Annotated in this window: 24 protein-coding genes; 4 read left to right on the top strand and 20 right to left on the bottom strand. The window is 70.5% G+C overall.

The features are described from left to right. Positions 1-96 precede the first annotated feature (96 nt). The 5 genes from NZH93_RS23555 to pdxR form a co-directional block, all read right to left on the bottom strand. A complete protein-coding gene (locus tag NZH93_RS23555) occupies positions 97-882 on the bottom strand; it encodes an ABC transporter permease (protein ID WP_259625348.1) in 786 nt (261 codons plus the stop codon). Next, on the bottom strand, positions 879-1,838 hold the full coding sequence (locus tag NZH93_RS23550; protein ID WP_259625347.1) for an ABC transporter ATP-binding protein: 960 nt from the start codon (positions 1,836-1,838) through the stop codon (positions 879-881). Before NZH93_RS23550 ends, NZH93_RS23555 begins: the two co-directional genes overlap by 4 nt. Positions 1,839-1,897: 59 nt before the next feature. Continuing rightward, entirely contained in the window at positions 1,898-3,337 is a 1,440-nt protein-coding gene (locus tag NZH93_RS23545) for a GuaB1 family IMP dehydrogenase-related protein (RefSeq protein ID WP_259625346.1), read from the bottom strand. A gap of 690 nt (positions 3,338-4,027) precedes the next feature. Further along, positions 4,028-5,584 (bottom strand): ATP-dependent DNA ligase, encoded by a 1,557-nt coding sequence (locus NZH93_RS23540; RefSeq protein ID WP_259625345.1) that lies wholly within the window; start codon positions 5,582-5,584, stop codon positions 4,028-4,030. 37 nt (positions 5,585-5,621) lie between these two features. Continuing rightward, on the bottom strand, positions 5,622-6,986 hold the full coding sequence (gene pdxR, locus NZH93_RS23535; protein ID WP_259625344.1) for a MocR-like pyridoxine biosynthesis transcription factor PdxR: 1,365 nt from the start codon (positions 6,984-6,986) through the stop codon (positions 5,622-5,624). Between the two features lie 46 nt (positions 6,987-7,032). Between pdxR and NZH93_RS23530 the strand changes: the two genes are divergently transcribed. Continuing rightward, complete coding sequence (locus tag NZH93_RS23530; protein ID WP_259625343.1) at positions 7,033-7,914, top strand: DMT family transporter; 882 nt, start codon at positions 7,033-7,035, stop codon at positions 7,912-7,914. A gap of 1 nt (position 7,915) precedes the next feature. Here the strand turns inward: NZH93_RS23530 and NZH93_RS23525 are convergent, their stop codons facing one another. Further along, complete coding sequence (locus NZH93_RS23525; RefSeq protein WP_259625342.1) at positions 7,916-9,310, bottom strand: class II fumarate hydratase; 1,395 nt, start codon at positions 9,308-9,310, stop codon at positions 7,916-7,918. A 103-nt stretch (positions 9,311-9,413) separates the two neighbouring features. On the opposite strand from NZH93_RS23525, the gene NZH93_RS23520 reads away from it, so the two are divergent. Further along, positions 9,414-10,379: an NAD(P)/FAD-dependent oxidoreductase gene (locus NZH93_RS23520; RefSeq protein WP_259625341.1), complete on the top strand. Its 966-nt coding sequence runs from the start codon at positions 9,414-9,416 to the stop codon at positions 10,377-10,379. Positions 10,380-10,516: 137 nt separating this feature from the next. Continuing rightward, positions 10,517-10,714, top strand: a complete 198-nt coding sequence (locus tag NZH93_RS23515) for a hypothetical protein (protein ID WP_259625340.1) — start codon at positions 10,517-10,519, stop codon at positions 10,712-10,714. Between the two features lie 243 nt (positions 10,715-10,957). Here the strand turns inward: NZH93_RS23515 and NZH93_RS50775 are convergent, their stop codons facing one another. The 9 genes from NZH93_RS50775 to NZH93_RS23470 form a co-directional block, all read right to left on the bottom strand. Continuing rightward, a complete protein-coding gene (locus NZH93_RS50775) occupies positions 10,958-11,782 on the bottom strand; it encodes a DUF3558 family protein (protein WP_259625339.1) in 825 nt (274 codons plus the stop codon). A 45-nt stretch (positions 11,783-11,827) separates the two neighbouring features. After that, positions 11,828-12,742, bottom strand: coding sequence for a phosphotransferase enzyme family protein (locus NZH93_RS23505; RefSeq protein ID WP_259625338.1), 915 nt, complete (start codon positions 12,740-12,742; stop codon positions 11,828-11,830). Next, entirely contained in the window at positions 12,733-12,984 is a 252-nt protein-coding gene (locus NZH93_RS23500) for a DUF397 domain-containing protein (protein WP_259625337.1), read from the bottom strand. Before NZH93_RS23500 ends, NZH93_RS23505 begins: the two co-directional genes overlap by 10 nt. A 12-nt stretch (positions 12,985-12,996) precedes the next feature. Continuing rightward, a complete protein-coding gene (locus NZH93_RS23495; protein ID WP_259625458.1) occupies positions 12,997-13,218 on the bottom strand; it encodes a Scr1 family TA system antitoxin-like transcriptional regulator in 222 nt (73 codons plus the stop codon). A 77-nt stretch (positions 13,219-13,295) separates the two neighbouring features. After that, positions 13,296-13,724 carry a L,D-transpeptidase gene (locus NZH93_RS23490; RefSeq protein ID WP_259625336.1) on the bottom strand — a complete coding sequence of 143 codons (429 nt, stop codon included), beginning with the start codon at positions 13,722-13,724 and terminating at the stop codon, positions 13,296-13,298. Positions 13,725-13,800: 76 nt separating this feature from the next. After that, positions 13,801-14,442, bottom strand: a complete 642-nt coding sequence (locus NZH93_RS23485) for a L,D-transpeptidase (protein ID WP_259625335.1) — start codon at positions 14,440-14,442, stop codon at positions 13,801-13,803. 87 nt (positions 14,443-14,529) lie between these two features. Continuing rightward, positions 14,530-15,030, bottom strand: a complete 501-nt coding sequence (locus NZH93_RS23480; protein ID WP_259625334.1) for a L,D-transpeptidase — start codon at positions 15,028-15,030, stop codon at positions 14,530-14,532. A gap of 111 nt (positions 15,031-15,141) precedes the next feature. Then, positions 15,142-15,912 carry a S1 family peptidase gene (locus NZH93_RS23475; RefSeq protein ID WP_259625333.1) on the bottom strand — a complete coding sequence of 257 codons (771 nt, stop codon included), beginning with the start codon at positions 15,910-15,912 and terminating at the stop codon, positions 15,142-15,144. A 139-nt stretch (positions 15,913-16,051) separates the two neighbouring features. After that, positions 16,052-16,807 carry a nuclear transport factor 2 family protein gene (locus tag NZH93_RS23470; protein ID WP_259625332.1) on the bottom strand — a complete coding sequence of 252 codons (756 nt, stop codon included), beginning with the start codon at positions 16,805-16,807 and terminating at the stop codon, positions 16,052-16,054. 105 nt (positions 16,808-16,912) lie between these two features. Here NZH93_RS23470 and NZH93_RS23465 point away from each other — a divergent pair, with 105 nt between their 5' ends. After that, positions 16,913-17,767: a helix-turn-helix domain-containing protein gene (locus NZH93_RS23465; RefSeq protein WP_259625331.1), complete on the top strand. Its 855-nt coding sequence runs from the start codon at positions 16,913-16,915 to the stop codon at positions 17,765-17,767. Positions 17,768-17,783: 16 nt separating this feature from the next. Here the strand turns inward: NZH93_RS23465 and glpX are convergent, their stop codons facing one another. The 5 genes from glpX to NZH93_RS23440 all read right to left on the bottom strand — a co-directional run bounded on the left by glpX (position 17,784) and on the right by NZH93_RS23440 (position 21,322). Beyond that, a complete protein-coding gene (gene glpX / locus NZH93_RS23460) occupies positions 17,784-18,842 on the bottom strand; it encodes a class II fructose-bisphosphatase (protein WP_259625330.1) in 1,059 nt (352 codons plus the stop codon). Positions 18,843-18,914: 72 nt separating this feature from the next. Further along, complete coding sequence (locus NZH93_RS23455) at positions 18,915-19,133, bottom strand: exodeoxyribonuclease VII small subunit (protein WP_259625329.1); 219 nt, start codon at positions 19,131-19,133, stop codon at positions 18,915-18,917. Further along, positions 19,130-19,561, bottom strand: coding sequence for a sugar ABC transporter substrate-binding protein (locus tag NZH93_RS23450; RefSeq protein WP_259625328.1), 432 nt, complete (start codon positions 19,559-19,561; stop codon positions 19,130-19,132). The genes NZH93_RS23455 and NZH93_RS23450 overlap by 4 nt, the downstream gene beginning before the upstream one ends. After that, positions 19,542-20,801: an exodeoxyribonuclease VII large subunit gene (xseA, locus tag NZH93_RS23445; RefSeq protein WP_259625327.1), complete on the bottom strand. Its 1,260-nt coding sequence runs from the start codon at positions 20,799-20,801 to the stop codon at positions 19,542-19,544. Before xseA ends, NZH93_RS23450 begins: the two co-directional genes overlap by 20 nt. Further along, positions 20,798-21,322 carry a lipid droplet-associated protein gene (locus NZH93_RS23440; protein WP_259625326.1) on the bottom strand — a complete coding sequence of 175 codons (525 nt, stop codon included), beginning with the start codon at positions 21,320-21,322 and terminating at the stop codon, positions 20,798-20,800. Before NZH93_RS23440 ends, xseA begins: the two co-directional genes overlap by 4 nt. Positions 21,323-21,343: the final 21 nt, after the last annotated feature.

Here is a 21,343-nt window from a genome sequence, read left to right as displayed (position 1 = left end):
GATGACACCCCCGTGAGCGACACGTGTTCATCCCCGAGAGGGCAATATATACCTCGGGTGCCGCGAAATGAATGGGGATTTGTGCCCATTCGCATTCTAGTCCAACGCGCGGCGCATAAAACCCTTCATGCCGAGCGCGCCGAAGCCCACGACGGACGCCACGAGCACCAGCAGGTTCACGCCCAGCGGGATGTGCGGCACCTCGGGCACCAGCACGGCCCGCATGCCCTCGCTGACGTAGGTCAGCGGGTTCAGCGCGCACACCACCTGGAACCAGCGGGTGTGCTCCAGCGCGGACCACGGGAACTGCGCGGAGCCGGTGAACAGCAGCGGCGTGAGGATGACCGCGAACATGATGTTGATCCGGCGCGGCGGGACGGACGTGCCGATCACCATGCCGACCGCGGCGCCCGCGAGCGAACCGAGGCAGATCACCAGGAACGCCATCGGCAGCCCGGCGACCGGCCAGCTCACGTCGAGCAGCAGGAACCCGATCGGCACCATCAGCACCGCGGCGAGCAGACCGCGCAGTCCGCCGAACACCATCTTCTCCACCGCCACCAGCGGGATCGGGATGGGCGCGAGCAGCCGGTCCTCGATCTCGCGGGTCCACGAGAAGTCCAGCACCAGCGGCAGCGTCGTGTTCTGGAGCGCCCCGAGGAAGCCGTTCATGGCCACGATGCCGGGCAGCAGCACGGCGGCGAAGTCCCCCTGCACGAAGCCGATGTCGCCGAGGACCTTGCCGAAGATGAAGAGGATGAAGAACGGCTGGATCAGCACCTGCGCGAGGAAGCTGGGCATCTCGCTGCCGGTGACGAACACGTCCCGCCAGAGGATCGCGCGGAACGTGCGGATCGAGACCGACGCGGGTGTCGCGCTCATCGGAGTTCCCTGCCCGTCATCTGGATGAACACGTCCTCGAGGCTCGGTTTGCCGATCGCCAGGTCGCTGACGGCCACCCCCAGCTCCTCCAGCACGCGCAGCACGGCGGGCAGCGCGACGGCGGCGGTCGCGTCGGCGTAGACGCGGAACGCGCTGCTCCCGGCCACCTCCTCGACCCGCACGACACCGGCGAGGTCGCTCAGCGCTGCCGTGACCACCCGCGGGTCCGTCCCGACCGGACTGGTCGTGACGCTGATGGTGGTGCTGCCCGGCAGCGACGACGTCAGCTTCTCCGGGCTGTCGAGCGCGAGCAGCTTGCCGTGGTCGACGATGCCGACCCGGTCGCACAGCTTCGCGGCCTCGTCCATGTCGTGCGTCGTCAGCACGATCGTCACGCCCTCCTGCTGGAGCGCGGCGACCCGGTCGTGCACGAACAGCCGGGCCTGCGGGTCGAGTCCCGTCGACGGCTCGTCCAGGAACAGCACCTTCGGCCGGTGCATCAGGGCCCGCGCGATCATCAGCCGCTGCGCCTGCCCGCCGGAGAGCGTGTCGACCAGCGCCTTCGCGTGGTCCTCCAGACCCATCTTGGCCAGGATGTCGTCGGCCAGCCTGGTTCGCTCGGCGCGGCCGATGCCGTGGTAGGCGGCGTGGAACAGCAGGTTCTGCCGGGCGTTCAGCGTCCGGTCCAGGTTGTTGCGCTGCGGCACCACAGCCAGCAGTTGCCGAGCCCGCTGGGAGTCGGCGGTCACGTCCACACCGCACACCAGGGCGCGACCCGAGGTGAGCCGCACCCTGGTGGTGAGCACGCCGACGGTGGTGGTCTTGCCCGCCCCGTTCGGACCGAGCAGCCCGAACACCTCCCCTGGCGGCACCGTGAAACCAAGTCCGTCCACAGCGGGCTTCTGGCCCGGCTTGTAGACCTTGACGAGGTCCGAGACCTCCACCGCTTCGTCCACGACAAGAGCCTAGGCGTGTGGTGCAAGCCACTTTTCTTTTTCGGTGGTATGTCTGGTTTTCACCAACCGCCGGGCAGCGGACGTCCTTCGGCGAAGCCCGCGGCGGACTGGACGCCCAGCACCGCGCGCTCGTGGAACGCCTCCAGGTTCTCCGCGCCCGCGTACGTGCACGACGACCGGACGCCGGAGGTGATGGCGTCCAGCAGGTCCTCGACGCTGGGCCGGACCGGGTCCAGCCACATCCGCGACGTCGAGATGCCCTCCTCGAACAGGCCCTTGCGCGCCCGGTCGAACGCGTTGTCGGTCCGGGTGCGCGCGCTGACGGCCCGCTTCGAGGCCATCCCGAAGGACTCCTTGTAGAGGCGGCCGGACTCGTCGCTGCGCAGGTCGCCGGGGGATTCGTAGGTGCCGGCGAACCAGGAGCCGACCATGACGCTGGACGCGCCCGCGGCCAGGGCGAGCGCCACGTCGCGCGGGTGCCGCACGCCGCCGTCCGCCCAGACGTGCTTGCCGAGCCTGCGCGCCTCCGCGGCGCACTCGGCCACCGCGGAGAACTGCGGGCGGCCCACGCCGGTCATCATCCGGGTCGTGCACATCGCGCCGGGGCCCACACCGACCTTGATGATGTCCGCGCCCGCTTCGACGAGGTCCCGGACGCCTTCGGCCGTGACCACGTTGCCCGCGACGACCGGGACGGCCGGGTTCTGCTTGCGGACGGCCTGGAGGGCGGTGAGCATCTTCTCCTGGTGGCCGTGGGCGGTGTCGACGACCAGGGTGTCCACGCCCGCGCTGAGCAGCTCGGCCGCTTTCGCGCCCACGTCACCGTTGACCCCCACCGCGGCCGCGACCCGCAGCCGCCCCCCTTGGTCCAGCGCCGGCGTGTAGACCTCGGCCCGGAGCGCCCCCAGGGCGGTCAGGACGCCCTTCAGCCGCCCGTCGTCGTCCACACCCAGCGCGACCTTCTGCGTGCGCCCGTTGAGGTGGTCGAAGACCTCGCGGGGGGCGGTGTTCAGGGGGAGCGTGAGCACGTGCTCGTCGGCCACCTCCGACAGCCGGGTGAACCTGTCCACGCCCGAACAGGCGGCCTCATCGACGACGCCTACCGGTTTGCCGTCGTCGTCGACCACGACCACGGCTCCGTGAGCGCGTTTCGGGAGGAGGTTGAGGGCGTCGGCGACGGAATCGCCCGGCTTGAGGACCAGCGGCGTGTCCCAGACCGGATGCCGCTCCTTCACCCACTGGACGATCCCGGCCACGACCTCCGGGGCCACGTCCTGGGGAAGCACCACCAGCCCGCCACGCCTGGCCATGGTCTCAGCCATCCGCCTGCCCGCGACGGCGGTCATGTTCGCGACCACCACGGGGATGGTGGCGCCGGTGTGGTCGGAGGTGGAGAGGTCCACGCCGAACCTGGACTCGACGGCCGATCGGCCGGGTACCAGGAAGACGTCGTCATACGTCAGGTCGTAGCTGGGCCGATGCCCTTCGATGAACCGCACGAGGATCGAATACTACGCGGGAAATGGGGGGTGTGCTTGGGGTTGATCTTTGAGGGGGTGGGGGAGGCGCTGTTCGGGTCGCGGGTCGCGGGTCGCGGGTCGCGGGTCGCGGGTTGGTAGGTGGTGGTGCGGTTGGTGGGCTGTGCTCGGTTTGTTGCAGGGCGGCTGGTTGGGGTGGGTCTCCCTCACCCCCGCTCGCGCGATTGTCTCCATCGTCGATCTTGGTTTGTCAAGGCGGGAAAGATGCCTTGACAAACCAAGATCGACGATGAGGGCGCTTCGGATCGGGGGCGGAGAGGGTCTGCTCGGGAGACGTCGTGGCCGGGTTGCGTGCTGCCAGGCGGGTTGCGATGGGTTGGATGGGTTTGCTGGGGGGCGTGCTGTCAGGTGGGCTGCGATGGTGGGTTGCTGACCGGGTTGGCTGGGTGGGTTGGCTGGGGAGTGCGTGGTGTCGGGTTTGTTGGTTGGGCAGGTTTGCTGTTCCTGCTTGAGCGAAGCCATCCCATCCCCGACGCTCGTCTAGCGGCGCGAAACCAAGCCTTTGGCCGCAGGCCTCATCGAACAAGCGCTGCTTGCCCTTGCTTCTGGCTCGTTGCCCCGCGCCCTGGCTCCTTTGCCCGCCCTCGGCTCCTTGCCCCTTTTCCCGCTCCTCGTCGCTTCCCGCTCCTCACCTCTCCTCGCCTCCACCCCTCACGTCCCGCCGCTCTCCCCTTCCCCCTCACCACCGCCTGTCCCCACCCCTGGCGCCTTCCCCGGCAGCAAAGCCCGCACCGCGTCGATCGTGTCCGCGTCCGCCGCGTCCTTGTCCGGTCTGTACCTGAGCACGCGGGCGAAGCGGAGTGCCAGGCCGCCGGGGTAGCGGGGGCTTACCTGGGCGCCGTCCAATTCGATCTCGATCACCAACTCGGGGTTGACCACGATTCCCCAGGGGTGGTCCTCGGTGGCTATGTCGGCCAGGGCCTTGGTTTGCCACGCGAGCAGTTCGTCCGTCATGCCCTTGAACGTCTTGCCGACCATGACCGGTGGGCCGCCGTTCGGGTCGCGGGCGCCCAGGTGGAGGTTGGAGAGTTTGCCCGAGCGGCGGCCGCTGCCCCATTCGACGCCCAGCACGACCAGGTCGAGGGTGTGGACCGGTTTGACCTTCTGCCAGGCGCTGCCGCGTCTGCCTGCCGCGTAGGAGGAGGTCAGGGACTTGACCATGACGCCCTCGTGGCCCGCCGCCAGTGAGGCGTCGACCACCGCCGCGGCGGCGTCTGGGGTCGGGTCTTGCACGCCTGGGATGACGTGTGGGCCCGCCACGGTGCGGAGGGCTGTCAGGCGGGCTCGCAGTGGTTCGTCCAAGAGGTCTTGGCCGTCCAGGTGCAGGCAGTCGAAGAAGAACGGGGACAGCAGGAGTTCGCGGACGTCCTGGGCGCCGAAGCGGCTCATGGTCTCCTGGAACGGTCTTGGCTTGCCGTCGTCCGTCAGGGCCAGGGTTTCGCCGTCCAGGACGACCGAGGTGCACGGCATGGCGCGCACCAGGTCGACCAGTTCGGGCACGGTGGCGGTGATCTCCCGCAGGGTGCGGGTGAAGATGTGGACCTCCGAACCCGACCTGTGCACCTGGATGCGGGCGCCGTCCAGTTTGTGCTCGACGACGACGCTGCCCAACTCCGCCATCGCCTCCGGTAGTGACGAGGCGGGCGAGGCGAGCATCGGGCGGACCGGTCTGCCCACCTCCAGCCTCACCTCGGCGAGTTCGGCCTCGCCGCCGTTCAGCGCCGCCACTGCTGTGTCCGGCAGCGAGCCGGACAGCATGAAAGCCCGGCGCACCACCGCTCCCGGCACGTCGGCCGCCGACGCGATGGCGTCCAGCATCACGCCCTCCAACGCGCCCTGCCGCAGCTCGCCGGTCAGCAGGCGGCGCAGGAAACCCTGCTCCGCCGCCGTGGCACGGCCGAAGAGGGCGGCCAGGAGGTCTGCGCGGCGACCGGCGGAGCCCTTGCCGCTGACCGTCCCGTAAGCGCCGAGGGCCTCGTCGACCTCGGCCACCGTCAGCGACTCGGCCGCCGCCGGTGGCACGGCCAGGTCACCCACCGTTCTCCAGCCCGCGCCGATGCGGCCCTGGCTGGGCACGCCGATGAGGAAGGACACCACCGCCGGGGTGTCCAGCCGTTTCAGCAGGCCCGCCAGCGCGGCGACCTTGGCCAGCCGGGACCGCGTCGCGGCCACGGCCTCGGATGTCTCGACCAGCTCGGAGAACAGCACGGGTCCCATGGTGCACCCGGGCACCGACAAAAACAGGTCAGCGGAGTTCCCTGACCGCCTCGCGCAGCCGATCGGGCGACAACGACGCGTAGCCGAGCACCAAACCCGGCCACATCGGTGTCTGCGAGTAGCGGGCCAGCGCCAATACGTTCACCCCACGGTGGGCGGCACGCTCCTGGACGGCCAGGTCGTCGGTGCCCGGCGGCAGGCGGACGACGACGTGCAGGCCCGCCGCGACGCCGACGGGTTCCCACGACGGCAGTTCCACGGCCAGCGCGCCCAGCAGGGCGTCGCGGCGCTTCCGGTACAGGGCGCGGGTTCGGCGCAGGTGCCGGTCGTAGCCGCCGGTGCGCAGCAGGTGGGCGAACGCGGCCTGGTGCAGGACGTCGCTGCCCATGTCCTCGTGCCGCTTGCGCCGGATCACCTCGTCCCGCAGCGGTTCCGGCACGACCATCCAGCCCATCCTGAGGCCGGGGGCGAGCACCTTGCTCGAACTGCCCTGGTAGACGACGCGCCTGGGGTCCAGGGCCTGCACAGCGCCCACGGCGGGGCGGTCGTAGCGGTGTTCGGCGTCGTAGTCGTCCTCGATGACCAGCCCGTCGACGTCCCTGGCCCACTTGACCAGCGCGTGCCTGCGCGACGGGTGGAGCACGACGCCGAGGGGGAACTGGTGCGCGGCCGTCACGTGCACGGCGCGCGTGCCCGCGGCCGCGAGCAGGTCGACGCGGATGCCGTGGTCGTCGACGGGCACGGTGACGACCGAAAGCCCGTGGGAGCGCAGCATGTCCAGCACGCCGAAGTGACCGGGCGTCTCGACGGCGATGCTGGTGTGGCCCTGCGCGACGAGGGTGCGGGCGAACAGCGCGAGGCCCTGCGCGGAGCCGTTGGTGAACACCACGGCGTCCGGTTCGGACACCACGGCCCGCACGCGGCCCAGGTAGTCGGACAGTTCGGCGCGCAGGGCGGGGTGGCCCGCGGCCGGTGGGTAGCCCAGTTCCTCGTCGGACAGACCGGCCAGCCCGGCGCGGTAGGCGGCGATCCACTCGGCGCGCGGGAACGCGCTCAGCGCGGGCACCCGCGGGTGCAGGTCGTAGCGCCAGTGCGGCGGCGCGTCGGGCAGCGGCCTGCTGTCGGACGGCCAGCCGCCCGCGGCGGTCACGGTGGTGCCGGAGCCGCGCTTCGCCGACAGGTAGCCCTCGCCGACGAGCTGCGCGTACGCGGCCGTGACGGTGCCCCTGGAGACGTCGAGCTGCTGGGCGAGGTCGCGGCTGGACGGCAGGCGGGTGCCGGTCGTGAGCCTGCCGTCGCGGATGGCGTGCCGGAGTTCCGTCTCGACGGCCCGGCGCCGTCCGCTGAGCGCGGGCAGCAGCAGCTCCCGATAAGTGGACCAGTTGCCGACCATGGAAGTGGAGCTTAAACCTGTGCCACCTGCCGGGCACGCTGTCGGCATGACCAGTCGACTCGCGGTGGCCTCAGGGGCGTCCGCGGCCATCATCGTCGGGGCGTCGGTGCCGGTCACCGGCTTGCTCCAGCACTACCCGCTGCTCACCGGACAGGCGATGCGGTACGCGTTGAGCGGGCTCGTGCTGCTCGCGTGGACGTACGCCCGCGGCCAGCGCCCGGTGCCGCCGAAGCTAGGTGACCTGCCCGCGCTGCTGGCGCTCGTGGCGTTCGGGATGCTCGGGTTCAACGCTGCGGTCCTGCACGCGCAGCTCTACGCCGAGCCGGGTTTCGTGGCCGCGATGCTCGGCGGGACACCGGTCGTGCTCGCGCTGGCGAGCCGGAAGGCGTCGGCGGCCGCGGTGGTGGGCGCGGGGATCGTGGCGCTCGGCGTGGTCGTGCTGTCCGGCGGAGGCGCGTGGCACGGGCCCGGACTGCTGCTGGCGGCGTTGGCGCTGGCCGGGGAGGCGGCGTTCACGCTGTTCGCGATCGGGGTCGTGCGCAGGCTGGGCGGGGTGGCCGTGGCGACGTGGACGTGCCTGATCGCGGGCGCGGTCGGCGCGGTGGCGGGCACGTTCCTCGGCGGCTGGCAGGTGCCGACGGTCGAGGAGGGCGTCGCGCTGGTCACGTTGGCCATCGCGCTGACCGCGGTCGCGTTCGGGCTCTGGTACTTCGCCGTCGGCAGGCTCGGCGCCGCGCGCGCCGGAGTCCTCATCGGACTGATGCCGATCTCCGGGCTGGTGGTGTCGGTGGCGTTGGGAGCGCAGGACTTCACGCTGCTCGGACTGGTCGGCGCGGTCGTCGTCGCGATCGGCTGCGTCGTCGGCCTGTCCGCGGGCCGGGTGCGACCACGCGTGGGCACGGTGGGACAACCCGTGCCCACGCCGTGAGTCAGCGGCCGCCGCGAGCCATGTGCAGCACGTCGAGCGCCGCGTCGAGCTGCTCCTCGGTGACCTTGCCGGGCACGTGCCCGCGTTCCAGCACGACCTCGCGGATCGTCTTGCGCTCCTTGAGGGACTGCTTCGCGATGGACGCGGCCTCCTCGTAGCCGAGGTAGCGGTTGAGCGGCGTCACGATCGACGGCGACGACTCGGCCAGCTCGCGCAGCCGCTCCACCTGCGGCTCGGTGCCGACGAGGACCTTGTCCGCCAGCAGCCGGGCGACGGCGGCGAGCAGGCGCGCGGACTCCAGGACGTTGCGGGCGATCACCGGCAGCATCACGTTGAGCTGGAAGTTGCCCTGGCTGCCCGCGAACGCGACCGTCGCGTCGTTCCCGATGATCTGCGCGACGACCATCATGGTCGCCTCGGAGATCACCGGGTTGACCTTGCCGGGCATGATCGACGAGCCCGGCTGGAGGTCGGGCAGCGCCAGCTCGCCGAGGCCCGTGCGAGGCCCGGAACCCAGCCAGCGCAGGTCGTTCGCGATCTTGAACAGCGCCACGGCGGTGGTCCTGAGCTGACCGGAGATCTCCACGACGCCGTCCTGCGTCGCCTGCGCCTCGAAGTGGTCGCGCGCCTCGGTCAACGGCAGCCCGGTCACGTCCGCGAGTTCGGCGGACACGGCCGCGCCGAAGCCCTCCGGCGCGTTCAGGCCGCTGCCGACGGCCGTGCCGCCGATCGGCAGCTCGGCCAGGCGCGGCACCGACGACGTCAGCCGCTCCACGCCGTACCGGACCTGCGCCGCCCACGCCCCGGCCTCCTGGCCGAGCGTGATCGGCACCGCGTCCATCAGGTGCGTGCGACCGGACTTGACCAGGTCGGCCCACTCCGCCGAACGGCCCTCCAGGGTCGTCGCGAGGTGCTCCAGCGCCGGGACCACGTCCTTGACGACGGCCTCCGTCGCGGCGACCCGGAGCGTCGTCGGGAACGTGTCGTTGGACGACTGCGACGCGTTCACGTGGTCGTTCGGGTGCACGTCCCGGCCTAGGCTCGCGGTGGCGAGGGTCGCGATCACCTCGTTCGCGTTCATGTTCGACGACGTGCCGGACCCGGTCTGGAACACGTCGACCGGGAAGTGCGCGTCGTGCTCGCCCTCGGCGACCTCGTCGGCCGCGGCGGCGATGGCCTTCGCCACGTCGGACGGCAGCACGCCGAGCCGCTCGTTCACCCTCGCCGCAGCCGCTTTGAGCAGCCCCATCGCCCGGATCTGCGACCGTTCCAGCCCGCGCCCCGAGATCGGGAAGTTCTCCACCGCCCGCTGGGTCTGCGCCCGCCACAACGCGTCGACCGGCACCCGGACCTCGCCCATGGTGTCGTGCTCGACGCGGTACCCCTGTTCACCCATAGTCCCCAGTTTGTCCCCGTAGGGGGATCTGGGCACGGTGGCGTTGAGCACCTAAGGTCGAATCCCTGCACTGCCACCCACCACTGGCAGAGGGGTTCAACCCATGGATGTCGACTTGTTGATCGTGGGCGCCGGTCCCACGGGGCTGTTCGCGGCCTACTACGCGGGGTTCCGGGACCTGTCCGTCGCACTGGTCGACGCGCTGCCCGAAGCGGGCGGCCAGGTCACCGCGATGTACCCGGAGAAGATGATCTTCGACGTGGCGGGCTTCCCGGCCGTCCGAGGTCGGGACCTGGTCAACGCGCTGGTCGAGCAGGCCGCGCAGTGGAAACCGACGTACCTGCTCGGCCGCCAGGCCCGCACCCTGTCCACTGTGGACTCGCGGGTGCGCGTCGGGCTGGCCGACGGGACCGAGGTCAACGCGGGCGCGGTGCTGATCACCGCGGGCATGGGCGAGTTCCGCCCCCGCCCGCTGCCCGCGGGCGACGACTGGCTCGGGCGCGGGATGGTGCACTTCGTGCCGTCACTGGCGGCGCACACCGCCCAGCACGTCGTGATCGTCGGCGGCGGCGACTCGGCGTTCGACTGGGCGCTGGCACTGCACCCGATCGCCGCCAGCGTCACGCTGGTGCACCGCCGCGCCAACTTCCGCGCCCACCCGCCGACCGTGCGAGCGGTGCGCGAACTGGGCGTGGAGATCATCACCGACGCCGAGGTGACAGCCCTGCGCGGCGCGCCCGCGCTGGCCGAGGTGGAGGTCAAGCTCAAGTCCGGCGACGTGAAGGTGCTGCCCGCCGACGCCGTCGTGGCCGCGCTCGGCTTCACGGCCGACCTCGGCCCGATCGAGTCGTGGGGGCTGGAACTGGACCACCGGGCGGTGTCCGTGGACACGACCATGCGGACGCAGCGCGAACTGGTCTACGCCGCCGGGGACGTGGCGGCGTATCCGGGGAAGGTGAAGCTGATCGCCACCGGGTTCGGTGAAGCGGCCACAGCGGTGAACAACATCGCGGTCGCGCTGAACCCGGCGGCGCACCTGTTCCCCGGCCATTCGAGCAACGAGGGCTGACCCGATCATGGTGGACAAGGGAAGCGATGCTGGGGTTGCGCGGCGTCAGGAAGTCGACGAAGTTGCACTGGAACGAGATGGATCGCCACCAGCAAGCCGTGGCGGCCAAGACCGTTGCGGCGCTTGAAGGTTTCCACGTGGTCACCGTGGGAACGCCGGTGCCGCGCAGACGTCAGGAACAGGCGCGGGCGCTGTGCCTGAACTCGCTGGTGAGGGAGTTGCACGGGTTCGGGGTCGACGCAGGTGCGGTGCGGGCTGCCAAGCAGGGCCGGGCGGATCTGCTCGACGTGCTCGCGGAGTGCGTGCACGAGGTCGACGTCGTGACCGACTGCTGAGGACATGCGTAAGGCCAGGGTCCCGGTCTGCCCCGGGTGCACCTGGCCTTGCGACTCGTCCGACACCCGCGGTGTGCGAACTCCGAATTCAGAATACGCGCTGGTCCACACGAGTCAACCTGGATGTCGCTGTCGGCTACGACATCCGTCACGTCGCGTGACCAACGCGGCTGAGTTGATCGCCACCGGGGTAGCGCTGAACCCGGCGGCGCACCTGTTCCCCGGTCATTCGAGCAACGAGGGCTAGGGTTTCGGCAGGGTGGGGAAGACCAGTTCGGCTACCTGGCGGGCCTTGTCGCAGGTGCTGTCGTCGGCTTCGCCGGTGATGCTGATGGCTTTGACGGCCGCCGATTCGTCGCCGCTGTTCAGGTGGACGGTGCAGAACAGGCTGATCTTGCTGACGGTCGCCTGGTAGCCCGCGATGGTCTCCTCGTCGCCGACGACGGCCTGCTTCTGGTCGAACGTGAGGGCGACGTCGCCGAACAGGCAGTTGTGGCCGGTGATGCCGGGGGTCTTCTTCCGGTCCTTGCCGAGGACTGCTTCGACCTCGGGGGTCGAGAGGAGTGCGCACGGGTCCAGGCGACCGAAGGAGTTGTCGGCGAACTGGCGGCGGCCGACCTTGTTCTCGTTGATGACGCCCAGCGCGGACTCCACGAACTCCATGGCCTTCGCGCAGTTCGCCTCGTCGTTGGCCTCGCCCGTGACCAGGAAGCGCAGCCGGACGTCGTCGCTGAACGTCAGCAGCCTGGTGCAGGACTGCTTGGAGTTGAACGTCGAGCCCTGGACCCGCATCCCCTCCGGCATCGCGGAACCGTGGTACTCGACCGGGTAGAGGTCCTTGTTCTCGCCGGATTCGACCGGACCGACGGCCATGATCTTCACGCCGTTCGCGATCCGGCAGTGCTCGAACGCCGAGTCGCCGGACTCGCCGATGACGGTGCAGTAGTCGATCGTCTTCAGGTCGCCCAGCGCGTCGGTCGCCGTCAGCGGGCCTTCACGGGTGGAGGACGTGCACGCGGAGAGCGCCAGCGCGCCGCACAGGAGGATGGCCAGGGTTCTTTTCGACACGGGGGAGTGCCTACCACGACCGCCGCGACCACCTCCAGTCGATACCTAGCCGCGCAGGCGGTCGACGGTGCGGGCCAGGGTCGCGGCCCACGTGCCGCGGAACTGGGGCAGGTGGCGTTCCTGGACGACCCACGTCGTGAGTTGCAGGCGGCGCAGGAGGAGCAGGTCCTCCAGGGCCTCCTCGTGCTCCAGGGGGCTGACCGAGCGGTAGCCCTCCAGTAGCGGGGCGCGCAGGGACGGGTCGTCGAGTTCGCTGATGGTCGCGGCCAGGTCGTAGAGGTGGTGGCCGTAGCCGCAGTCGTCGAAGTCGATCGCCCGGACTTCGCCTTGGTGGAACAGGAAGTTCTCCTGGTGCAGGTCGGCGTGGATGAGGCCGTGGGCCTCGTTGCCGAGCGCCGCCAGGGTGGCCCGGATGCGGGTGACGGCCCGCTCGAAGAGGACACCCGCCTCGGGGGAGTGGAGGTCCGCAGCCAGTTGGGCGGTGTGGTCGGGCAGGGTGTCCACGCGGTTGCGAGCCAGTGGCGGCATGGTCTTGCCGTGCCGCTGGAGGTGGGCGGTGAACTCGCCGACCTTGCGGATGTCGTCGGCGCTGAGGGACTTGCCGTGGAACCTCCCCTCGACCCAGCGGTACAGGACGCACGTCCGCCTGCCGGGGACGTCGGGGGTGGTCACGGTCGTCACGTACTCGCCCGTGCGGGTCGGGACCGGTTCCGGGACGCCCAGGGTGGTGTCCTTCGCCAACGCGGTCAACCAGGTGGTCTCCGCCTCGGCGAACCGGGGTGTCGTGGCGCGGACGCGGAGCACGTGGTCGCGGTCGACGCGGAAGTTGGTGTTCCAGCCGTTCGGCAGCAGGGTGAGGGTGGCCGCCGGGATGTCGTGCTCGGCCAGCGCGAGACGGGCCAGGCGCTTGAGGCGGCGGGTCTGGCCCGCCCGGTCGAGGACGGCGAAGGCTAACGGCATCGGAAGCTGTCGGACTTCACGGCCGCCAGGAACGCCGACCACGCCGGAGCCGCCACAGGCAGGTGACCGGTGGACTTGCTGTCCCGGATGCCGACGCGACGACCGATCTCGACGCAGTCGTTCGCGTTCGCGCTGTAGGTGCTCTTGCGCCACGACTTGCTGTCGCGGATGCCGATGCCGCGCCCGACCTCGATGCAGTCGCCGTTGGGAGCGCTGTAGCTGCTCTTGAGCCAAGTGCCCATGCCCAAGCCCTCCTAGGTCGCGATCGTGCTGATCAGCTCTCGCGATTGTTCCTCATCCAAGGCGACCGAGGCGAGTGAATCCAGAACGGTTCGGTAGCCGGTCACCGGAGCCTTGTCCTCGACGAAGAGGCTGGAGTTCTCGGTCTCGACGAACACGACCGGCGGGATGCCGGTGAACCTCATGAAGGTGAAGGAGCCTGCCAGACCCGCGGTGTGGCGGCGTGAAGTGGGGATCCTGCCGTGGCCGAGGGCGTCGAAGCGGCGGAACGGGCCGCCCGGCTGAACCGGGGGCCCGTTCGACCGCTGTGGCGTTACGGGACCACCTGTACCTGTTCACCGACGAGCAGGTTGTCGTAGAAGACGATGGCCGCCTCGTTCGACAGGTGGACGCAGCCGTGCGACGGGTCGGTCAGGCTGCCTTCGTGGAAGGCGATGCCGTCCGACGTGAAGTACGTCGAGTACGGCATCGGCGCGTTGTAGGGAATGCTCCAGTCGTTCCGCACCTTGCGCAGAACGGGGAACGTGCCGGTCGGCGTTTCGTAGCCGGGCCTGCCGTGGGTCACGGGAACCGGGCCGTAGCTGACGGATCCGTTGAAGACGAGCCAGGCCTCGTTCGTGGACAGTCGGAGACAGGCACCCTCTGCGATGGTGCAGGGGTAGTCGGAGGCTGCCGCCTGCGCGGGGATCGCGAAGCCGGTGGCCAGGGCCAGTGCTGCGACAACAGTGCCGAGAATCCTCATCTCGAATCACCCCTCATCCCGTTGGGTACCCACGGGATGGATCATCCAATCACCCCGGCAGGAGCGCAGGGTGGGATCAGGGGGTGACCTGGACCTGTTGGCCCGACTGGAGGAAGTCGAAGTACGTCGCGGCGGCTTCCTGGGACAGGTGGATGCAGCCGTGCGACGGATCGGTGAGGCTGCCCTCGTGGAAGGCGATGCCGTAGCTGGTGAAGTACACCGAATACGGCATGGGCGCGTTGTTGTACGGGCGGCTGACCTCGTGGCGGACCTTGTGCAGCACCGGGAAGTAGCCCGTGGGCGTCTCGTAGCCCGGCCGGCCCGACGTGATGGGAACGGGACCGTAGGTCACCACGCCGTTGCTGATGAGCCACGTCTGCTGGCTCGACAGCTCCACGCAGGCGCCGTTCGTGATGTCGCACGGCGTTCCCTCGACCTGGACGGCCGGGGGCGGCGGCGCGGGCTGCGGCGGGGGCGGAGCCTCCGACGACGTGGTCGTGGTCGTGGTCGGCGCGGGCGGCGGAGCCTCGGTCGAGGACGGCGCGGGCGGGGCCTCGGAGGTGGACGGGACCGGGGTGGCGGACGAGGACGACGAGGCCGGAGCGGACGCCGACGTGGAGGCGCTCGTGGCGGACGGGGAAGCCGCTTCGGTCTGCTCACCGCGCGCGCACCCCGCGGTGACGAGCAACGCTGTTGCCAGTACGAGAAGAACGCGCATGTCCGAGCCCCCTGATCGTCGTGTCAGGAGGTGAGACGCCTGTCACCCGATCATGGTTGCCCACCGCCGGTAACGAATGGGGGACGCCTAGGCGACGACTTGAACCCGCGCTCCCGGCTGGAGGAAGTCGAAGAACGTCGCCGCGGCCTCCTCGGACAGGTGCACGCAGCCGTGCGACGAAGCCGGGGCGAGGTCGCCCTGGTGGAACGCGATCCCGTCGCCGCGGAAGTACACGGTGTACGGCATCGGGGTGTCGTAGGGGACGCTCCAGTCGTCGCGGACCTTGTACAGCACCGAGAAGTCACCGGTCGGCGTCTCGTGGCCCGCCATGCCGAACGCCGACGGCACCGGGCCGTAGGAGATGGCCCCGCCGGTGATCAACCAACTCTCCGACGTGGACAGGCGCACGCACGCCCCGTCGGTGATGGAGCACGGGTTGACCGGCGCGCGCGGTGGTGCGGGTTGGGGTGGAGGGGGCGCCTCGGTGGTCGTCGTCGTGGTGCTGGTGACCACAGGGGCCGCGAAGGGCGCTTGCTGGGCGCACGCCGAGGCCAGCAAAGCCGTTGCCAGTACGAGAAGAAAGCGCATCCACCACTCCAGGTTCGCCTTGTCGTGGAGCAAGACGAGTGGCCCACGACAAAGGTTGACCGCCTCCGGGTATCCCCGAAGGCGGTCAACCATGCGCGTCAGGCCGAAGTGCTAAACGGTGCCCGCGTACCCGCTGATCCAGGTGCGGAACACGGGGACGTCGACGTAGATCGACGGAGCGGTCGCGCACGTGGCACCGCCGCCGCTGCGGCTGGTGGCGCCGATGAGCTCCCACACGCCGCCGACGGACTTGATCTCCGGGCCGCCGGAGTCGCCGTAGCAGGCGCCCTTGTTGCCGCCGGTGTTGTTCGTGCAGATCTCGGTGGACGCGCTGATGCCGGAGCACCGGCTGTCCGCGACGATCGACGTGTCGAGCTGTTGGAGCGTGACGGGCGCCGCGCCGCAACCGCTCGACGACGGGCAGGTCTGGCCCCAACCGATGATGCGGGTGGCGGTGCCGACCGCGCCGGACGAGGTCGAGATCTTCGCCGGTGTCTGGGTGACCGACGTCGAGAGCTGGACGAGCGCCAGGTCAGCGCTCGGGTGCAGGACGATCCGGCTCGCGGAGGCCAGGGTGCCGCCGCTGGTCCGGTTGGTCGTGCCGATGCGCGCCCGCGTCGAGGCCGGTGTGCGGCCCTGGACGCAGTGCTTGGCCGTGACGACCCAGTTGGCCTTGATCAGCGAACCACCGCAGAAGTGACCGCCCGAGGTGCTCTGCAGGGACACCATGAACGAGTAGACCTGGGTGGCGTTGCCGCCGCCGACGATCATCGGCGAGACGCCGCCGTCGTCGGGTACGGGTTGTGCCGACGCCGCGCCCATCGAGGCGAACGCCATACCGAGCGCGACGGCTACCGCGGTGAACAGGGAACGTGCCCTCATCGTTTCCGTTCCTTCCCGTCTCCGGCGCAGGGTTGCCGGGGACGAAACGGAAACTAGGGACATGTCTCACATGGTCACCACCCCCACACGGCCTGTGAGGGGTCCTTAACTGTTCACACACCGTTCAATGAAAGCGGTTTCAGAACAGGCCGTTGCCGTGCGGGAGCGAAGCCGGGACGGGCGTGATGACGTCCCAGTGCTCGACGATCCGGCCGTCGGCGACGCGGAACAGGTCCCAGTAGGCGACCGGTTCGCCGAACTCGCCCTCCGACTGGAGGAGCACGAGATCGCCCTCGGCCACGACCCGGTGCACCGTCTTGTAGCGCAGTTCCTTCCCCTGCTCGGCCCACTTCGCCGCGGCGGCGCCGAAACCGGCGAGGCCGTCGCCCGCCTCCGGGTTGTGCTGGTCGTAGCGGTCGGTGGAGATGTAGTCGGTGAGCACCGAGTAGTCGGCGCCCACGAGGACCCGCCGCGCGAACTCGGCGACGAGGGCTCGGTTGTGCTCGGTCCGGTCGAGGTCGGACGGCGTGGTCGGGCCGTCGGTCTGGGACCGTTCGCTGACGGTCGCCGCGACCACGGGGGTCAGGGCATCCCAGTGCTCCGCCAACTTCCCGTCCGCGACGCGGAAGAGGTCGAACGCGACCAGCGGGACGGGGCCGAAGCCGTGGTACGTGCCGTGCAGGGCCACCAAGTCGCCGTCGGCGATCACCCGTGCGCCCTCGTAGCGGAAGTCGACTGGGAGGGAGGCGACCAGGCCGCGCAGCGCCTCGGGGCCGTCGGCGGCGAGCGAGCTGTGCTGCCGGTAGTCCGGCGAGACCCAGCGGTCCACCGCGGCGGGGTCCCTGTCGCCGAACAGTTCGCCCGCCGCCTGGAGAACCAGATCCTTGTTGTCCACGAGAGGTGTCCGTTCCGTCGAGGGCGGCGGACCCGGTGCCCGCTCGCCGCCCCAAGAGAATCGCCCGAACCAGGCCGCGACCACGAGGTAGGATTTCGTCCCACCATGGTCGGAAGTGGACAGGTCGCCGAGTTCGGCTTCAGCAACCCCGACGTGCCGCGGCTCGGTGTCGAGGTGGTCGACTTCGCGGCACTCGCGGCCAGACTGCCCGCTCAGACGTTGGCCACGGTGCACCGAGCGGACTTCCACCAGCTCTTCCTGGTGACCGGGGGATCGGGTGTCGCGATGGTCGATTTCGTCGACCGCCCGTGCTCGGCGGGCACGCTGCTGCACGTGGCGCCCGGCCGGGTGCTGCGGCTGCCGTCGACCGGCGTGGACGCGACGGTGGTGCTGTTCACCGCGGACTTCCCGCCCCGGCTCGACGGGGCCGCCGCCCTGCTCGGCTCGTTCGGACCGGTGGTCCGGACCGTGCCGCTCGACGAGCTGACCACGGCGGTGGCCGAACTGGCCGTCGAGTACCGCCGGGCCGTTCGGGGACCGGACGCCGTCACCGTCGACCTGCTGCGGCACCTGCTCGCGGCCGTGCTGCTGCGCGTCGCCCGACTCGCCCCGGCCGACGGACCCGGTCACGACCCGACCTTCCAGCGGTTCCGGCACGAACTGGAGCGGTCGTTCGCCGAGACGCGCAACGCCGCCGACTACGCCGCCCGCGTCGGCTACTCGTTGCGCAGCCTCAACCGCGCCTGCCAGGCCGCCACCGGCCGCACCGCCAAGGCGCTCGTCGACGCCCGCGTCACCCTGGAGGCCAAGCGGTTGCTGGCGCACACCGACCTGCCGGTCGCGGCCGTCGGCCACCGGCTCGGCTTCACCGAACCGACCAACTTCGGCAAGTTCTTCACCCGCGAGACGGGGAACACCCCCGGCGCCTTCCGGGCCGCGGAACGGGCCTGGGCGCGGTGACCGGCTGCCCGTGCCGCTAGGGCAGCGGCGGGAGCAGGTGTTCGGCCTCCGCCTCGGCCAGGCGGTCGAAGTCGACCGACGAGTACTCGCGCAGCTTCGTCAGCCGGTGGAAGCCGTCGATCATCCGCACGGTGCCGGACTTCGAGCGCATCACGATCGACTGCGTGGTGCAGCCCCCGGAGCGGTAGTGCACGCCGCGCAGCAGGTCGCCGCTCGTGACGCCGGTCGCGCAGAAGAAGACGTTGTCGCCGCGCACCAGTTCCCGCGTCGTCAGCACGCGGTCCAGGTCGTGGCCCGCGTCGATCGCCTTCTGGCGCTCCTCGTCGTCCTTGGGCCACAGCTTCGCCTGGATCTCGCCGCCGATGCACTTGAGCGCGGCAGCCGCGATGATGCCCTCCGGCGTGCCGCCGATGCCGACGAGCAGGTCCACGCCGGTGTCCGGGCGGGCCGCGGAGATGGCGCCCGCCACGTCGCCGTCGGAGATGAAGTGGATGCGGGCCCCGGCTTCGCGGACCTCGTGCACCAGGTGCTCGTGGCGCGGCCGGTCGAGGACGCAGACCGTCACGTCCGTCACGTCGATGTGCTTCGCCTTGGCCACGCGGCGGATGTTCTCCGCGATGGGCGCGGTGATGTCGATGACGTCCGCCGCCTCCGGGCCCACGGCGAGCTTCTCCATGTAGAACACGGCCGACGGGTCGAACATCGCGCCGCGCTCGGCCACCGCGAGCACCGCGAGGGCGTTCGGCATGCCCTTCGCCATCAGCGTCGTGCCGTCGATCGGGTCCACGGCCACGTCGCAGTCCGGGCCGTCGCCGTTGCCGACCTCCTCGCCGTTGTAGAGCATGGGCGCTTCGTCCTTCTCGCCCTCGCCGATCACGACGACACCGCGCATCGACACGGTGTGGATCAGCTTGCGCATGGCGTCCACGGCCGCGCCGTCGCCACCGTTCTTGTCACCCCGGCCGACCCATCTCCCCGCGGCCATGGCGGCGGCCTCGGTGACCCGGACCAATTCCAGCGCCAGGTTGCGGTCAGGCGCTTCGCGGCGGCGTTCGGAAGGGTTCGAGCTCACCATTGTGCTCCTCCTGGGATGATCGGCCGGTAGACCAATCCTCGCACGGAGTACCCCGTGACCAGGGTCCCAATGTCAGCCCTCGACGTCCTCCTCGACGACCGCCAGCGCGGCGTCGATCCGTTCCTTCGCGCCGTCCAGGTGGCTCTCGCACGTCTTCGCCAGCGCCTCGCCGCGTTCCCACAGCGCGATGGAGTCCTCCAGCGACAGGCCGCCCGCTTCGAGCTTGCGGACCACCTCCACCAGCTCGTCGCGGGCGGCCTCGTAGCCGAGTTCGGTCTCGGTGGAACTCACTGGGCCAAACTCCCCAATCTGCTCTGCGCGTGCGCCACGACCGTGGCCACGGCTTGGTCGTACCCGACGAACGCCTCCGCGAACTCGGCGCCGTCACCATCCCGCACCGCGTCGTCGATGCGGCCCTCGGCCGCCACGACACGCCTGCGGTGCACGGAACCGTGGCTCAGCCACCACCGCGTGCCCGCGTACTGCGAGGTCGCCAAGGACAGGTCGTGCAACTCGTTGATCAACGTCTGGCGGCCGGACGTGCAGCCCGCGACCAGGGACGTCCAGCAGTCGGCGGCGGCGGCATTCGCCGTCCGCGCGCGGTCCTGGACGACCTGCGCGCTGTCGCGGGCCAGCGGGTCGGACGAGCCGTCCGCCGCCGACCCGGCCGCGGCCATCGTCAACGGGAGGAACGTGGGTTCACGCGCCGGGTTTGGCACCACTGCCTCCGTCCTCGCTCACGACCGCGTGCACGGCCCCGTCCGCCACGCGCACGCGCAGCCGCGTCCCGGCCGGGGCCTCCTCGATCGACCTCAGCACGCCGTCGACACCCTCGGGTGTGACGCGTTGCACTACCGCGTATCCGCGCGCAAGCGTGGCTGCCGGTCCGAGGGTCGTCAAGCGCGCTTTTGTGGAGGCCAGGCCGTTCTGCTCGGTCGACAACCGGGCGAGCACCGCGCGGCGGCCCCGTTCCCGGAGTCGGTCGACGTCCTCGCGGCGGCGGTCCAGCGGGCCGTACGGGTCGGAAAGCGCAGGTCGGGAGCGCAGCGACTGGAGCAGCTTGCGCTCGCGGTCCACCCAGCCGTGCAGCGCTCGGCGGGCGCGGTCGCGCATTTGGCGTACTCGCTCTGCTTCTTCCGCCACATCGGGAACCACCCGTTTGCCCGCATCGGTCGGCGTGGAGCAGCGGACGTCCGCGACGTAGTCGACGAGAGGACTGTCCGGTTCGTGTCCGATCGCGGACATGACGGGCGTGCGGCACGACGCCACCGCCCGGCACAGCGCCTCGTCGGAGAACGGCAGCAGGTCCTCGACGCTGCCGCCGCCGCGCGCCAGCACGATCACGTCCACCTCGGCGTCACGGTCCAGAGTGGACAGTGCGGTGAGGATCTGCGGAACCGCCGTCGCGCCCTGCACGGCGACGTTGACGACCCGGAACCTCGCGCCCGGCCAACGGTTGCGCGCGTTCGTCAGCACGTCCCGCTCGGCCGCCGAAGCCCGCCCGGTGATCAGTCCGATCTTGTTGGGCAGGAACGGCGGCCTGCGTTTGCGCCGCGGGTCGAACAACCCCTCGGCGTTCAACAGCTTCCGCAGGCGCTCGATCCGCGCCAGCAACTCCCCGATGCCCACCGCGCGGATCTCGTCCACCCGCAGGCTCAACGTGCCGCGCCCGGCGAAGAACGCGGGCTTCCCGTGCACGATCACCCGGCTGCCGTCGGTCAGCGGCGGTTCCATCCCGCGCACCAGCCCGATCGGACTCGTCAGCGACATCGACATGTCCACCGACGGGTCGCGCAGCGTCAGGAACGCCGTCGCCGTACCGGGACGCGCGGACACCTGCGTGATCTGGCCCTCGACCCACACCGCGCCGAGCCGGTTGATCCACTCGTTGATCTTGCGCGCCACCGTCCGAACCGGCCACGGCTGCTCCGGGGTGGACGGCGCGTCCGACTGCGTCACGACTGCGCGCGCACGGTGGCGATGCGCCGGTTCAACATCCCGGTGAACTGCGGCCGGTCGTCGTGCGCCCGCTCGTACGCCAGCAGCTCCTCCAGGTCCTCGGCCGACAGCGTCCGCAACCGCGCCCGCAACTGCGGCAGCGACAGGTCGTCGTAGACGGGCAGCGCGGCGGGCGGCTCGGCCGCGATGGCGCGCTCTTCCTCTGTCCACGGGTCGTCGTCGTCCGCTGTGTCCTCCGGCGGGTCCACCGGTGTGTTCACGGACACGATCGGGGGACTCTCGTCCTCGTCGAACGTGGCCCATTCAGGCTCGTCCTCGGGCGGACGCATCCCGGACAGCACGTCGTCACCCTTGATCGCGAGCTCGGTGACCTGTTGCTGAAGACGCATGGACAGTTGCAGCGCCTCGCTCACGACCGTCACGGGCAGGCCCGCGAGCTGCTGCGGGAGCAAACGGGCCCGCTCGACGGCGGTGACCGCGAGGCCTGCCGCGATGCGGACCGGCAGCGGCAATGGCTTCATGCGACCAGCTTCCCGCACTTC

Source organism: Umezawaea endophytica (assembly GCF_025061645.1).
GTDB classification, from domain to species: domain Bacteria; phylum Actinomycetota; class Actinomycetes; order Mycobacteriales; family Pseudonocardiaceae; genus Umezawaea; species Umezawaea endophytica.
The sequence above is the reverse complement of the archived record's forward strand: the minus strand, read 5'-3'. Positions and strand labels throughout refer to the sequence as shown.

Excerpts from the sequence above, each read along its gene's own strand:
- NZH93_RS23440 (WP_259625326.1), bottom strand. The coding sequence starts at position 21,322 with ATGAAGCCATTGCCGCTGCCGGTCCGCATCGCGGCAGGCCTCGCGGTC.
- NZH93_RS23555 (WP_259625348.1), bottom strand. The coding sequence starts at position 882 with ATGAGCGCGACACCCGCGTCGGTCTCGATCCGCACGTTCCGCGCGATC.
- NZH93_RS23505 (WP_259625338.1), bottom strand. The coding sequence starts at position 12,742 with ATGCCGTTAGCCTTCGCCGTCCTCGACCGGGCGGGCCAGACCCGCCGC.
- NZH93_RS23475 (WP_259625333.1), bottom strand. The coding sequence starts at position 15,912 with ATGAGGGCACGTTCCCTGTTCACCGCGGTAGCCGTCGCGCTCGGTATG.
- NZH93_RS23520 (WP_259625341.1), top strand. The coding sequence starts at position 9,414 with ATGGATGTCGACTTGTTGATCGTGGGCGCCGGTCCCACGGGGCTGTTC.
- NZH93_RS23525 (WP_259625342.1), bottom strand. The coding sequence starts at position 9,310 with ATGGGTGAACAGGGGTACCGCGTCGAGCACGACACCATGGGCGAGGTC.
- NZH93_RS23465 (WP_259625331.1), top strand. The coding sequence starts at position 16,913 with ATGGTCGGAAGTGGACAGGTCGCCGAGTTCGGCTTCAGCAACCCCGAC.
- glpX (WP_259625330.1), bottom strand. The coding sequence starts at position 18,842 with ATGGTGAGCTCGAACCCTTCCGAACGCCGCCGCGAAGCGCCTGACCGC.
- pdxR (WP_259625344.1), bottom strand. The coding sequence starts at position 6,986 with ATGGTCGGCAACTGGTCCACTTATCGGGAGCTGCTGCTGCCCGCGCTC.
- NZH93_RS23490 (WP_259625336.1), bottom strand. The coding sequence starts at position 13,724 with ATGAGGATTCTCGGCACTGTTGTCGCAGCACTGGCCCTGGCCACCGGC.
- NZH93_RS23480 (WP_259625334.1), bottom strand. The coding sequence starts at position 15,030 with ATGCGCTTTCTTCTCGTACTGGCAACGGCTTTGCTGGCCTCGGCGTGC.
- NZH93_RS23485 (WP_259625335.1), bottom strand. The coding sequence starts at position 14,442 with ATGCGCGTTCTTCTCGTACTGGCAACAGCGTTGCTCGTCACCGCGGGG.
- NZH93_RS23530 (WP_259625343.1), top strand. The coding sequence starts at position 7,033 with ATGACCAGTCGACTCGCGGTGGCCTCAGGGGCGTCCGCGGCCATCATC.
- NZH93_RS23500 (WP_259625337.1), bottom strand. The coding sequence starts at position 12,984 with ATGGGCACTTGGCTCAAGAGCAGCTACAGCGCTCCCAACGGCGACTGC.